At 69.7% G+C, this 13,755-nt stretch carries 13 protein-coding genes and 1 pseudogene; 10 read left to right on the forward strand and 4 right to left on the reverse strand.

Features of this window, described 5'->3' with window-relative positions:
• From VYI76_RS01515 to VYI76_RS01555, 9 genes are read left to right on the forward strand one after another with little or no spacing between them, the layout of a single operon-like run.
• Positions 1-1,143, forward strand: a complete 1,143-nt coding sequence (locus tag VYI76_RS01515; protein WP_326523005.1) for a serine hydrolase domain-containing protein — start codon at positions 1-3, stop codon at positions 1,141-1,143.
• The gene (locus tag VYI76_RS01520) at positions 1,140-1,913 is read left to right on the forward strand and encodes an SDR family NAD(P)-dependent oxidoreductase (protein ID WP_326523006.1); all 774 of its coding nucleotides are present in this window, start codon (positions 1,140-1,142) and stop codon (positions 1,911-1,913) included. The genes VYI76_RS01515 and VYI76_RS01520 overlap by 4 nt, the downstream gene beginning before the upstream one ends.
• On the forward strand, positions 1,913-3,229 hold the full coding sequence (locus tag VYI76_RS01525; RefSeq protein ID WP_326523007.1) for an MFS transporter: 1,317 nt from the start codon (positions 1,913-1,915) through the stop codon (positions 3,227-3,229). The genes VYI76_RS01520 and VYI76_RS01525 overlap by 1 nt, the downstream gene beginning before the upstream one ends.
• A gap of 18 nt (positions 3,230-3,247) precedes the next feature.
• A complete protein-coding gene (locus tag VYI76_RS01530) occupies positions 3,248-4,180 on the forward strand; it encodes a 3-keto-5-aminohexanoate cleavage protein (RefSeq protein WP_326523008.1) in 933 nt (310 codons plus the stop codon).
• Positions 4,181-4,184: 4 nt separating this feature from the next.
• A complete protein-coding gene (locus tag VYI76_RS01535) occupies positions 4,185-6,239 on the forward strand; it encodes a hydantoinase/oxoprolinase family protein (protein ID WP_326523009.1) in 2,055 nt (684 codons plus the stop codon).
• 3 nt (positions 6,240-6,242) lie between these two features.
• A complete protein-coding gene (locus tag VYI76_RS01540) occupies positions 6,243-8,006 on the forward strand; it encodes a hydantoinase B/oxoprolinase family protein (protein ID WP_326523010.1) in 1,764 nt (587 codons plus the stop codon).
• A complete protein-coding gene (locus VYI76_RS01545) occupies positions 8,003-8,752 on the forward strand; it encodes an SDR family oxidoreductase (RefSeq protein WP_326523011.1) in 750 nt (249 codons plus the stop codon). The genes VYI76_RS01540 and VYI76_RS01545 overlap by 4 nt, the downstream gene beginning before the upstream one ends.
• Before the next feature lie 2 nt (positions 8,753-8,754).
• Positions 8,755-9,336: a carboxymuconolactone decarboxylase family protein gene (locus tag VYI76_RS01550; protein ID WP_326523012.1), complete on the forward strand. Its 582-nt coding sequence runs from the start codon at positions 8,755-8,757 to the stop codon at positions 9,334-9,336.
• Positions 9,329-9,766 (forward strand): acyl-CoA thioesterase, encoded by a 438-nt coding sequence (locus tag VYI76_RS01555; RefSeq protein ID WP_326523013.1) that lies wholly within the window; start codon positions 9,329-9,331, stop codon positions 9,764-9,766. The genes VYI76_RS01550 and VYI76_RS01555 overlap by 8 nt, the downstream gene beginning before the upstream one ends.
• A gap of 4 nt (positions 9,767-9,770) precedes the next feature.
• On the opposite strand, the pseudogene VYI76_RS16785 reads toward VYI76_RS01555, so the two are convergent.
• Positions 9,771-10,186, reverse strand: a pseudogene (locus VYI76_RS16785) (DDE-type integrase/transposase/recombinase); the annotation flags it as partial.
• Between the two features lie 118 nt (positions 10,187-10,304).
• On the opposite strand from VYI76_RS16785, the gene VYI76_RS01560 reads away from it, so the two are divergent.
• Positions 10,305-11,099: a DUF72 domain-containing protein gene (locus tag VYI76_RS01560; protein ID WP_326523014.1), complete on the forward strand. Its 795-nt coding sequence runs from the start codon at positions 10,305-10,307 to the stop codon at positions 11,097-11,099.
• 6 nt (positions 11,100-11,105) lie between these two features.
• Here the strand turns inward: VYI76_RS01560 and VYI76_RS01565 are convergent, their stop codons facing one another.
• Genes VYI76_RS01565 through VYI76_RS01575 form a run of 3 tightly spaced genes read right to left on the reverse strand, consistent with a single transcriptional unit; the run spans position 11,106 to position 13,731 of the window.
• The gene (locus VYI76_RS01565) at positions 11,106-11,627 is read right to left on the reverse strand and encodes a GNAT family N-acetyltransferase (RefSeq protein ID WP_326523015.1); all 522 of its coding nucleotides are present in this window, start codon (positions 11,625-11,627) and stop codon (positions 11,106-11,108) included.
• Positions 11,627-12,811: an acyl-CoA dehydrogenase gene (locus tag VYI76_RS01570; RefSeq protein WP_326523016.1), complete on the reverse strand. Its 1,185-nt coding sequence runs from the start codon at positions 12,809-12,811 to the stop codon at positions 11,627-11,629. Before VYI76_RS01570 ends, VYI76_RS01565 begins: the two co-directional genes overlap by 1 nt.
• 14 nt (positions 12,812-12,825) lie before the next feature.
• Positions 12,826-13,731, reverse strand: a complete 906-nt coding sequence (locus VYI76_RS01575) for a hypothetical protein (protein ID WP_326523017.1) — start codon at positions 13,729-13,731, stop codon at positions 12,826-12,828.
• Positions 13,732-13,755 lie beyond the last annotated feature (24 nt).

A 13,755-nucleotide genomic window follows, 5' to 3' on the forward strand; every position in this document is an offset into this window, starting at 1 on the left:
ATGACGATCGCGCCAGCCCCGGCGATCCACGGCCATGCCCATCGCGATTTCGCGGCTGTGGCGGAAGCCTTTGCGGAGAATTTCCGCAGCCGCGACGAACTCGGCGGGGCGGTCTGCGTCTACCGCGACGGTGCAAAGCTGGTCGACCTGTGGGGCGGCTGGGCCGACGCCGCGCGGACTCGCCCATGGCGCGAGGACAGCATCGTCTGCATGATGTCGGTCGGCAAGGGCATGGCCGCGCTGTGCTTGTGGATGCTGGTCGATCGCGGGCTGATCGATCCCGACGCGCCGGTCGCGCGCTACTGGCCCGGCTTCGCCGGCGGTGGGAAGGGCGACATCACCGTGCGAACGGTGCTGACCGGCAAGGCCGGGCTGCTCTATCTCGATCACGCGCCCGACGGATCGGGCTATGACTGGGACGTGATCGTCGCGGCGATCGAGCAGCAGGAACCGAACTGGGAACCCGGCACCGACCACGCCTATCATTCCGCGACCGCGGGCTATCTGTTCGGCGAACTGGTACGCCGGGTCGATGGGCGCCCTGTCGAGCGATTCCTGCGCGAGGAGGTGGCCGCGCCGCTCGGCGCCGACTATGGCTATGGCGCGGCCTGGGCCGATCCGGCGCGCGTCGCCGATATCGTGCCGAACCCGGAAAGCCACACTTTCGTCCAGACGCGCGACCGATCGACCAAGCTGGGTCGGGCGTGGCGGATCCGCCCGCAATCGTCGGATCACTACAACGACGAACAGGCGCGTACCGGCATCTTCCCGTCGAGCAACGGCCACGGCAACGCGCGTGCCGTCGCCCGCATCTATGCCGCGCTGGCGCGCGGCGGCGAGATCGATGGCGTGCGGCTGTTGTCGCCGGCGACGATCGATCGGATGCGCGAGGAAAGCTGGTGGGGCACCTGCGCAATGACCGACCGGAAATTCCGCTACGCGCAGGGCTTTTTCCTCAATGACGGGAACATGTCGCCGATGGGTATCAACAGCCGCGCCTTCGGGCATCCCGGCGCCGGCGGCGCGATGGGCTTCGCCGACCCCGAGAACCGCATCGCCTTTTCCTACAGTCCGACGCTGATGTGTGCCGGCGGCGGGCTTGGCGAGCGCTGCGCGGCGCTGGTCGCGGCGGTGTACGCATGAGCGGCGCGGCGCGCTTCGCCGGCAAGGTGGCGATCGTCACCGGCGGCAGTTCAGGCATCGGCCAGACGGTGGCGGAACTGCTGGCGGCCGAGGGCGCCCGTGTCGCCGTCGTGGCGAGCAGCAGCATCGGCAAGGCAGAGGCGGTCGCCGCAGGCATCGGTGCGACCGGCGGCGAGGCCACCGCCTTTGCCGCCGACGTCCGCGACGCCGCGGCATGCTCGAGGCTGATTGCGGACGTGGAGGCAGGCTTCGGCCGGGTCGATCTGCTCGTCAACGCAGCCGGCGTCTTCTATCCGACGATCGTCGGGGACACCGATCCCGTCGATGCGGTCCGGATGCTGGAAGTCAACGTGATCGGCCAGTGGAACATGCTGTCGGCCTGCGTGCCGGCGCTCCGCCGTGGCGGTGGCGGCCGGGTCGTGAACCTGGCGTCGGTCGCCGGGGTGGTCGCGGTGAAGGGCATGGCGCTCTATTGCGCGAGCAAGGCGGCGGTATCGATGATGACCCGCGTGCTGGCCGCCGAGCTGGCCGGAGAGGGCATCGCCGTCAACGCCGTCGCGCCGGGCAACACCGCGACCCCGATGAATGCCGCGGTACGCGACGATCCGGCGATGTATGCCGCGATGCAGGCGATGACGCCGAGCCCGACGGTGTTCAGCGACCCCGCCGACATCGCCGGCGTGATCCTGTTCCTGCTGTCGGACGCGGCGCGGCCGGTCCACGGCGCGACCTGGCTGGCCGACGAAGGCATCGGCGCGGCGATCGGCTGATGACGAGCGTGACGGCGCCCCCTTCCGCGACCGTGCCGCGCGCCGGCCTCTACGCATGGTACGTTGCCACCCTGCTGTCGCTGGCGCACCTGATCTCGTTCGTCGATCGTTTCGTGATGAGCCTGGTGCTCGAACCGGTGAAGGCCGATCTGGGCATCAGCGACGCGCAGCTCGGGTTGCTGCAGGGCACCAGTTTCGTCATCCTCTACACCGTCGCGACGGTTCCGCTGGGCCGGCTGGCCGACCGGGTCAACCGTCGCAACATCATCATCGCGGGCATTGTCGTCTGGAGCGTGGCGACCGCGCTGTGCGGCCTCGCCTCCTCCTTCGCCGAGCTGTTCGCGGCGCGCGTGCTGGTCGGTTTCGGCGAGGCGGCGCTGGTGCCCGCCGCCATGTCGATGATGGCCAGCTATTTCCCGCGATCGCAGATCGGACGCGCGGTATCGCTGTTCACCACCGGCGCGTCGTTGGGCAAGAGTGCCGCGCTGATCGGCGGCGGGGCTGTGCTGGCGATGCTCACAGCCGCAGGCGGAATGCCGTTCGGCCCGTTCGGTACGCTGGCGCCGTGGCAGGGCACGTTCGTGGTGATGGCGCTGCCGGGCATCGCGCTGGCGATCCTGCTGTTCAGCGCGCGCGAGCCGGCGCGGCCGGTCACCAGCGCGGCGCGGCCGAGCTTCGCCGATGCGTGGCGCTATGTCCTCGCACGCCGCGCCGCCTTCTTCCTGCACACCGGCGCGGCGGCACTGACGGTGATGACGATCCAGACGCTGGCGGCGTGGGGGCCGACCTTCTACATCCGCTTCTTCGACCTGACCGCGCCGGAGGCGGGGCTGGCGATCGGCAGCGTGATCCTGATCGCCGCGCCGCTGGGGCATCTGACGGGCGGGTTCCTGACCGACATGTTCCAGCTGCGCGGGTCGCGCGCGCCGGCGGCGCCGGTCATCGCCCTGGGCCTGACGTGCGCGATCCCGGTGCTGCTGCTGTTCACCACCAGCACCAGCCTGACGCTGTCGCTGGTCGCCTATGGCGCGGTCAATTTCTTCGCCACGATGGCCGCCCCGGCGACGCTGGCGGGCGTGCAGATGCTGGCGCCCGACCGGCTGCGCGGCACGCTGACGTCGCTATTCCTGGCGACGACCACCCTGGTGGGGATCGGCGTCGGCCCCGCGCTCGTCGGGCTGACCACCGATCTGATGGGCGGGCCGGACCAGCTCGCTCGCTCGACGGGAATCGTCGTGGGCATCGTCGCGGCCGGCGGCGTGCTGCTCGCACTGGCCAGCCGGCGGCCGTTCGCCGCCGCCGCCACACCGGACTGAGAAAAAGGGAAAGCTTCGATGCGCAAGACGGGCAAGGCGATCATCACCTGCGCGGTGACGGGGTCGATCCACACGCCGACGATGTCGCCGCACCTGCCGGTGACGCCCGACGAGATCGCCGAACAGGCGATCGACGCGGTCGAGGCCGGCGCCGCGATCCTGCACCTGCACGCCCGCGATCCGCAGGACGGGCGCCCCTCGCCCGATCCGGCGCTGTACATGCAGTTCCTGCCGCGCATCAAACAGGCCACCGACGCGGTCATCAACATCACCACCGGCGGCGCGCCGGGCTTCAGCGAGGACGACCGGCTGGCCGGCCCGCTGGCCGCGCGGCCGGAAATGACATCGCTCAACATGGGATCGATGAATTTCGGCTTCTTCGGTCTGGCCGACAAGTTCGACTGGCGGCACGCCTGGGAACGCGAGCTGATGGAAGGATCGAAGCGGTTCGCGGCCAATCATAATTTCGCGCTGATCGAACGCATCATGATCGAACTGGGCCAGGGCTGCGGCACCCGGTTCGAATATGAATGCTACGACATCGGCCACCTCTACAACCTCAAGCATTTCGCCGATGCCGGGTTGGTGAAACCGCCGTTCCTGATCCAGGGCATCTTCGGTATCCTCGGGGGGATGGGCGCGGACCTGGAGAATTTCGCGCTGTTCAAACAGACCGCCGACCGGCTGTTCGGTGACGATTACCTGCTGTCCTGCTTCGCGGTGGGGCGCCCGCAGATGAAGTTCCTGGCGCAATCCGCGCTGGTAGGCGGCAGCGTGCGCGTCGGGCTGGAGGACAGCCTGTACATCGGCAAGGGCGAACTCGCGACGAGCAACGCCCAGCAGGTGGCGAAGATCAGGACGATCCTCGACGCGCTCGACATCGACATCGCCACGCCGGACGAGGCGCGCGCGATGCTCGGCCTCAAGGGCGGCGATCAGGTCGGGTTCTGACACGATGCGCTTCGCGACGGACACCGGCGGCACCTTCACCGACCTGGTGGTCGAGGAGGACGACGGCCGCATCACGCTGCACAAGGCGCCGACGGTGCCGAGCGATCCGGTGGCCGGGGTGATCGGCGCGCTGCAGGTCGCGGCCGACGCGCGCGGACTGGCGCTGGGCGAGCTGCTGGCGCGCGGCACCAGCTTCATCCACGGCACCACCCATGCGATCAACGCGATCATCACCGGCCGCACCGCCCGCACCGCGCTGATCGTGACGCGGGGGCACCGCGACATGTTGTTGTTCCGCGAAGGCGGGCGGGCGGAGCCCTTCAACCATACCATCGCCTATCCCGAGCCCTATGTCCCCCGCGCGCTGACCTTCGAGGCGGCGGAACGGGTGCTGTCGGACGGCACGGTGACGCAGCCGCTCGACGAAGCGGCGCTGGTCGCGACGCTGGGCGAGATCGCCGCGGCGGGCGTGGACGCGGTGGCGGTGACGTTGCTGTGGGCGACGCTCCACCCCGCGCACGAGCGTCGGGTCGGCGAACTGATCGAACGGCATCTGCCGGGCGTCGCCTACAGCCTGTCGCACCGCGTGAACCCGACGCTGCGCGAGTTCCGCCGCGCGTCCTCGACCGCGATCGATGCGTCGCTCAAGCCGCTGATGGCGCGCTATCTGGGTGGGCTGAGCGCGCGGCTGGCGGATGCTGGTTTCACCGGCGACGTGATGGTGCTGACGAGTGCCGGCGGCATGGTCGAGGCGGGGGAGGTCGCCGCCTCGCCGATCTCGGTCATCAACTCCGGCCCGTCGATGGCGCCGGTCGCCGGCCATCACTATGCCGAGCGCGAGGGCGGCTGGCGCACAGCGATCGTCGCCGACACCGGGGGCACCACCTACGATATCAGCCTGGTCAGCGACGGCCGCATTCCGATGACACGCGACCTGTGGATCGGCGAGCCGTATCGCGGGCATCTCGCGGGCTATCCGTCGGTCGACGTCAAGAGCGTCGGTGCGGGCGGCGGCAGCATCGCCTGGGTCGATGCGGCAGGGCTGCTGCACGTCGGGCCGGACAGTGCCGGATCGACGCCCGGCCCGGCCTGTTACGGCCGCGGGGGCACGCGCGCGACGGTGACCGATGCCTGTGTCGCGCTGGGCCATCTGGACCCGGATTATTTCCTCGGCGGCGCGATGCGCCTGGACGCCGATGCCGCGCGCCGGGCGATCGCCGACGGGGTCGCGGCACAGGTCGGGCTGCATGCGGATGCGGCGGCCTGGGCCGTCCTCGACCTGGCGACCGAGAACATGGTGCAGGCGATCGAGGACGCGACGCTGACGCAGGGCATCGATCCGGCGCAGGCGGTGCTGATCGGCGGCGGCGGAGCGGCAGGCCTCAATTCGGTGTTCATCGCGCGACGGCTGGGGTGCCGGCTGCTGCTGGTGCCGGAAACCGGCGCGGCGATGAGCGCGGCGGGCGCGATGCTGTCCGACGTGACGCGCGAATTCACGGTGTCGGTGCACGCCACCACGGCCGGGTTCGACCATGTCGCGGTCGGTGCCGCGATCGCGGCCGTGCGTGGGCAGGCCGATGGCTTTGCCGCGCGCGCCGGACTGGCGGCGGAGATCGAGCTGATCGCCGAGGCGCGCTATGCCGGCCAGGCGTGGGAGATCGACGTGCCGGTGCCGACCGACACACTGGCCGACGACGCGGAGGTCGCGCGCTTCCGCGAGGCTTTCGATGCGACCCACGAACAGCTTTTCACAATCCGCGACGCGGTGTCGGCGGTCGAGCTGGTCGGGCTGCGCGCGCGGGTGCGGTGCCGTGCGCGCGGGAATGCGCCGTTCCGGCTGGCCGACACGGCCGAGAGCCGCGCCGCGCCGCGCAGCCGTCGCGCCTGGTTCGCCGGCAGCGGATGGATCGATGCGCCGGTGCTGCGCTGGGATGCGATCCCCGCCGGGCAGGACTTCGCCGGCCCGGCGCTGATCGAATCGCCCTTCACCACCGTCGTGGTCGATCCGCCCGCGCGCTTCCGGCGCTCGGCGGACGGCGCGCTGCTGATCGAGGCCTGAGCCATGTCGATATCTCCCCTGAACGGTGCCGAGATGGCGGTGCTGCACAGCCGGCTCGACGGCGTGGTGCGGCGCATGTCGAACACCCTGCTGCGGACCGGGCGATCGGGCGTGCTGAACCGCGCGCGCGATTTCTCCTGCTGCCTGCTGACCGCCGATTGCCGGTTGCTGAGCGCCGCCGACAGCCTGCCGATCCACGTATTGTCGGGCCCGGACATGATGGCGCGATCGATGCTGGAGTTTCATCCGGACCTGAAGCCGGGCGACGCCTTCCTGCACAATTCGCCCTATCACGGCTGTTCGCACCCCGCCGACCTGAGCGTGCTGGTGCCGGTGATGGACGGGGAGGGCCGCCACCGCTTCACCGTGCTGGCCAAGGCGCACCAGGCCGACATCGGCAATTCGCAGCCGACCACCTACATGGCCGACGCGCGCGATGTGTATCACGAAGGCGCGCTGATCTTCCCCGCGGTGCAGGTTCAGCGCGACGGCCGCGACATCGACGACATCATCCGCATGTGCGAGATGCGCATCCGCGTGCCGCGCCAGTGGAAGGGCGACTACCTGTCGACGATCGGCGCGGCGCGGATCGGCGAGCGGGCGCTGACCCAGCTGGCCGCCGACATCGGCTGGGATCGGATCGGCGCCTTCGCGGAACAATGGTTCGACTATTCGGAAGCGCGCATGGCGGACGCGATCGCCGCCTTGCCGGCGGGCATCGTGACGGGCCAAAGCACGCATGATGCCTTTCCCGGATTTCCCACCGACGGCCTGACGATCCGCAGCACCGTCACGGTCGATCCCGCCGCCGGGCGCGTCGCCGTTGACCTGACCGACAATCCCGATTGCCTGCCGTGCGGCATGAACCTGTCCGAAGCCTGCGCGCGCACGGCCGCGATGATCGGCGTGTTCAACAGCATCGATCACCGCGTCCCCAAGAACGCCGGCGCGTTCCGGCGGATCGACGTGAGCCTGCGCGAAGGCTGCATCGCCGGCATCCCGACGCATCCCTTCTCCTGTTCGGCGGCGACCACCAACATCGCCGACCGGGTGGCCAACAGCGTGCAAACCGGCATGGCGGCGCTGGCCGATGGTGTGGGCATGGCAGAGGTCGGATCGGTGATCGCGCCGTCGGCCGGGGTGATATCGGGGATCGACCCGCGCACCGGCGGGCCGTTCGTCAACCAGGTATTCCTGGCATTGAGCGGCGGCGCCGCGTCCCCGGTCAGCGACGCCTGGTGGACGGTCGGCCACGTCGGCAACGCGGGGCTGTGCTGCATCGACGGCATCGAGCTGGCCGAACTGACCCAGCCGATCCTGGTCCATTCGCGCGGCTTCGTGCCCGACAGCGAGGGCGCCGGGACGACCGTCGGATCGCCGTCCACAATCGTAGAGTTCGGGCCGGTCGGGGCGGGGATCGACATCGGATACCTTTCCGACGGACACCGCAACCCGGCAGCGGGCGTACGCGGAGGCGGCGGGGGCGGGGCGGCGGACCAGTATCTGGTCGCGGCCGACGGATCGCGCCGCGCGCTGGATGCCTGTGCGCAGATCCATGTCGCGGCGGACGAACGGATCGTCGCCACCTCGTGCGGGGGCGGCGGCTATGGCCCGCCCGCCGCGCGCGATCCGGGGCGCGTCGCCGACAGCGTGCGCAGCGGTCTCGTCACGCCGGCGCGCGCGCGCGACGTGTACCGCGTCGTCGTGACGCCCGACGGCTATGTCGCGCAAGCCGAGACGCGGGCATTGCGGGAGGAAACGGCATGACGCGCCATGTGCTGGTGACGGCGGGGGCGGCGGGGATCGGCCGCGGCATCGCCCAGCTGTTCGCCGAACGCGGCGACCGGGTGACGATCTGCGACGTCGATGCCGCAGCGCTCGATCGGGCGCGCGCCGACAACCCCGCGCTCGGCACCGTCCATGCCGACGTCGCCGATCATGCGGCGGCGCTGGAACTGGTCGCGCGGGCCGGCCTGGTCGATGTGCTGGTCAACAATGCCGGCGTTGCCGGTCCTGTCGCCGATATCGAGGCGACCGATCCCGGCGCCTGGGCGCGCTGCTTCGACGTCAACGTCCACGGCGCGTTCAACATGATCGCCGCCGTGGTGCCAGCGATGCGCGCGGCCGGCACGGGCGCGATCGTCAACATCTCGACCGCTTCGACGCTGACCGGCATCCCGCGTCGATCGGCCTATGTCGCGTCGAAATGGGCGCTGGAGGGGATGACGCGCAACTTGGCGCGCGAGCTTGGCCCCGTCGGCATCCGCGTCAACGCCATCCGTCCGGGCTTCATGGATACCGAGCGGATGCAGGGGATCATGGCCCGTATCGCCGCCGAAAGCGGCCGCGCGGTCGCCGATGTCGAGGCCGAGGCGCTGGGTTTCATCTCGATGCGCAGCAAGATCCAGCCGGTCGAGATCGCGGAGATGGCGTGGTTCCTCGCGTCGCATGCCGGCCGGCATGTCACCGGCCAGATCATTGGCGTCGACGGAAATGCGGAATGGGAGGGATGACGATGCGCCTGCAACCCCTGAGCATCGACGAGCTGGCTGGGCGCGGGGTGGACGTCAGCCCCTATCTCCACGATTTCGACGAACTGCCCGGCAGCGTCGCGACGCTTGGCTATCGCCCCGACATCCTGAACGCTGTCGGCGGGCTGTGGCAGGCGGTGATGGGTCAGGGGCTGCTCGACCCCGAGCTCAAATACCTCGCCGGTTATCTCGCCAGCATGTCGGCGGGGTGCCGCTATTGCTCGGCGCACACCGCCACCAACGCGGCGAAAGCCGGCACGTCGGCACGGGTGGCGGCGGTGTGGGATTACGAGCGCAGCGACCAGTTCGACGAGCGGACCCGCGCCGCCCTGCGCTTCGCGCAGCTCGCCGGCCAGTCTCCGGGCGGGGTCGGCGACGCCGAGACCGACGCGCTGAAGCGGCATTTCCGCGCGGAGGAGATCGTCGAGCTGCTCGCGGTCGTCGGCATCTACGGGTTCTTCAACCGCTGGAACGACGCGCTGGCAACGCCTCTGGAGGCCAGCCCGCGCGGCTTCGCGGAGGCCAATCTGGGCGCGCATGGCTGGGATCTGGGCGCCCATGGCTGACGATGGGGGGTTCCGGCTCTGCGGCCTGGCCGTCGTCCACCCCTGGTTGTGCGACGCGATGGGGCACCTGACCACGCGCCATTACGTGGGCATGTTCGACGACGCGAGCTATCAGCTGTTCGCGATGCTCGGCACTGATACCGGCCAGGGGCTCGCCGATGGGCTCGGCTGGGCCGATGTCCGCCACGAGATTGACTATCTCGACGAGTTGCGTGTCGGCGCGCAGGTTCGCATAGAAGGGCGCGTCGTCGCGCTCGGCACCCGATCGGTCACCAGCGAGCTCCGCCTGCTGCGCCAGTCGGACGCCGGGATCTGCGCCCGCCTGACCGCCGTCACCGTGTGCTTCAACCTTGCCGAGCGCCGCGCCGCGCCCCTGCCGGACGAATTCCGGCGCGGCGCCACCGCCCTGTTCGCGCTCCCCGGCGGCTAGTAGCGCGACGTCGGAAGGGCAGGTGGGAGTTCTCGTCCCGTTTGCTGGCCCAGCGGCCGATCTTCTGTCTGGCGCGGTTTCCGAGTTCGTCCATCGCCGCGCCGCAGGATCGCAGGCCGTCGGTGGTAATCGTCTCGGGCGCCCCGTAGCGGTTCAACGCCTTCCCCGGGGAAGGTCAGCGCCGCAACTTTGTCCCGCGACCTGGTGACGAAGCTCTCGAGCGCCTCGCCGTTGAGCTTTACGTAATTCTCGTCGAGACGCCACCTCCAGTGCCGAAAACCCGCACATCCGGCCGACCCGCTGGCGCCGGATATCGCCCGCGAACATCGGGTCGAACCTGTTCCACCAGAAGCGCACAGTCTGGTGGCAAATGTCGATCCCGCGCTTGGACAGCAGGTCTTCGACATTCCGGATCGACAGCAGCCGACACCGCGCCGCGATCGATAGGCCGTGGTGAGCAGGATCGATCCACGCCCGCCCGCGTTGCGCCGCACGATCCGGATAGGCCACCCCCTTTGGCCGCCTTATGCTCGCCTGCATGACCAACCCTGCGATTCGCGTCGGTATCGGCGGCTGGACCTATGAGCCGTGGCGCGGCGGCGTCTTCTATCCCGAGAAGTGGCCGGCGAAGCGCGAGCTTGAATATGCGAGCCGCCGCCTGACCGCGATCGAGGTCAACGGCACCTATTATTCTGGCTTCAAACCGGAAACCTTCGCCAAATGGCGCGACGAGACGCCCGACGACTTCGTCTTCGCATTGAAGGCGTCGCGCTTCTGCACCAATCGCAAGGTGCTGGCGGAGGGCGGCGAGTCGATCACGCGGTTCGTCGGGCAGGGCATCGTCGAGCTGGGCGACAAGCTCGGGCCGATCCTGTGGCAGTTCATGGCGACCAAGAAATTCGATGCGGAGGATTTCGCCGCGTTCCTGGCGCTGTTGCCGGGGGAGCGGGACGGGTTGAAACTGCGCCATGCGGTGCAGGTGCGGCATGACAGCTTCGCCGCGCCGGAATTCGTCGCGATGTGCCGCAAGGCCGGCGTCGCGATCGTCTACGCACAGTCGGACGACTATCCCGCGATTGCCGACGTGACCTGCGATTTCGTCTACGCGCGGCTGGAGACCGCGGTGGCCGCCGAGCCGGCGGGTTATAGCGAGGGCGAACTCGATCGCTGGGCCGGTGCGGCGAGAGCCTGGGCGGGCGGCGGCGAGCCGGACGGCCTGCCCTATGTGACACATGACGCGGCGCAGGCGCTGCGCGATACCTTCGTTTTCTTCATCAGTGGCGCGAAGGAGCGCAATCCGGCGGCCGCCCAAACGCTGATTGCGCGGTTGTAGCGCGGTCTATCGCCGCCGGATTTCGTAGACCACGTGCGGCTTCATCTCGCCGGCCATCAGCCGATGTTCGATGCCGGGGCGCAGCCGCCCGCCGATCTTCTCCATCGCGCGTCGCGAGCGGACGTTTCCCTCGCCCACCGTGAACACCACGGTTTGGACAAAGCGGTGGATGTAATCCAGCATCAACCGCTTGATCTCGGCATTATAGGCGCCGCCCCAATGCGACCGGGCGAGATAGGTCCAGCCGATCTCGATCTCGTCGGCGTCCGGTTTCCAATTGTCGAACCGGCTCGATCCGATCACCGCGCCGGTGGCCTTGTCGATGATCGTCAGCGCCCCGCCGCTTGCCATTCCGCCGTCGAAATAGGCGCGGAACACGTCCTCCTTCCAGCGATCATGCGCGGGATGGACTTCCCAGACCAGCGGATCGGCGGCGACGGCGAACAGGGCGTCCCAGTCGTCCGGCGCCGAAGGGCGCAGCAGCACGCGTTCGCCCTCCAGCACCGGCTGACGGTTCGGTCCGGTCATCAGAAGGCCGCGATGCCGGTTATCGCGCGGCCCAGGATCAGGCCGTGGACGTCGTGCGTCCCTTCGTAGGTGTTGACCGTCTCCAGGTTGATCGCGTGGCGCAGGACATGGAATTCGGCTGAGATGCCGTTGCCGCCGTGCATGTCGCGGGCGACGCGGGCGATATCGAGCGCCTTGCCGCAATTGTTCCGCTTGATGATGCTGATCGCTTCCGGCGCCAGCGTGCCCTCGTCGAACATCCGGCCGGCACGCAGCGCCGCCTGCAGGCCGAGCGCGATCTCGGTTTCCATGTTGGCGAGCTTGAGCTGGACGAGCTGGGTCGCGGCGAGCGGGCGACCGAACTGCTGGCGGTCGAGCGTATATTGCCGCGCGGCGTGGAAACAGGCTTCCGCCGCGCCCATGCTGCCCCAGGCAATGCCGTAGCGCGCGCGGTTCAGGCAACCGAACGGCCCCTTCAGCCCCTGGACCTCGGGCAGCAGCGCGTCCTCGCCCACCTCGACGCCGTCCATCACGATCTCGCCGGTGATCGACGCGCGCAGCGAAAGCTTGCCCTCGATCTTCGGCGCCGACAGCCCCGGCATGCCCTTGTCGAGCACGAAGCCCTTGATCCCGCCGCCGTGCGCGTCCGATTTCGCCCAGACGACGAAGACGTCGGCGATCGGCGCGTTGGTGATCCACATCTTGCTGCCGGTCAGGCGATATCCGTCGGCGGTCTTCTCCGCGCGTGTCCGCATGCCGCCGGGATCGGATCCGGCATCGGGTTCGGTCAGCCCGAAACAGCCGACGAGCTCGCCCGAGGCCAGGCCGGGCAGGTATTTCCGCTTCTGCGCCTCGGTGCCATAAGCGTTGATCGGGTGCATCACGAGGCTGGACTGCACGCTCATCGCGGAGCGATAGCCCGAATCGACCGCCTCCACCTCGCGCGCGACCAGCCCGTAGGAGACATAGCCGAGGCCGGCGCCGCCATAGGTTTCGGGGATGGTCGCGCCGAGCAAGCCCAACGACCCCATCTCGCGCATGATCCCGCGGTCGAAATCCTCGTCGAGATACGCTCTGGTCACGCGCGGCAGCAGTTCGCCCTGCGCATAATCGCGCGCGGCGTCACGCACCATGCGCTCCTCGTCGGTCAGCTGCGCGTCGAGCGCGAACGGATCCTGCCAATCGAACCGGCCCATCTCTGCCATGCTGCTATCGTCCTTCAGGTGGCCGGGCGCTCGCCGGCTGGATCGGGTTCGACCGGGGCGGAGAGCGGTGCGGGAACCGGGTCCGACCGCCCGCTGATCGCGGCGAGTTCCAGCGCATTGAGCGCGCGGCGCGCTTCGATGTGGCGCTTCGCTGCCTCGATCCAGCTGGTCGCGTCGGCGGCGCCGGGCATCCGCCCCACCTCGGCCAGCGCGCCCTCGACGTTGCCGGCGTCGAGGATCTGGCGTGCGCGCTGCAACCGGTCGTTGGGGCGCGGGCTGGGGGTGGTGTCGCGACGCAGGATGACGAGGCCCGATACTTCGCGCCACGCCGAGGCGACGAAACCGCCCTGCGACGATCCCGTCGTCAGCGTGGGAGCGATACGCGACAGCCCCTCGCGCAGGTCGGCGAGCGTCACGGGATTGCGCGCGGCGGCGACGATCGTCGCGACGGCCGCGCTCTGTTCGGCGCCGAACCGGTCGCGCAGCTGCCCCTCGATATAGCCGAGCTGGAGGCCGCGATCGAGCGCGCGCCGCGCCGCGAAGGCGACCATCATCCCCTCCGCGCGTCGTGCGTAGCCGGCCGCGGTGCGCGACGCCGCATCGGCCGCGGCCATCCGCGCCTCGATCGCGCGCAGCTGCGCGTCGAGCACCGCCTCGCGCGTCGCCAGCCCCTCGAGCGTGACCGGTATCGGCGCGGTCGCCGCCAGATGTTGCGGTTGAGCGGGGGGCTGCGTCGCAGCCTGCGGCGCGGCTTCGGGCGGCGTGCGCCAGCGGTCGATCGCGGGCAGCAGGTAATACATCGCGACGATACCCAGCACGAAGCCGATCAGCGCGACGATACCGAGCGCCCGGCCGCGACGCGACGGAGGAGCGGCCATCGGCGCCGGATCGGGCGCGGCGGACAGGGGATCGCCGGTCATGGCGAGCTTATCCGCGCCACCGCC

The organism is Sphingomonas sp., assembly GCF_035910975.1.
Classification (GTDB): domain Bacteria; phylum Pseudomonadota; class Alphaproteobacteria; order Sphingomonadales; family Sphingomonadaceae; genus Sphingomonas.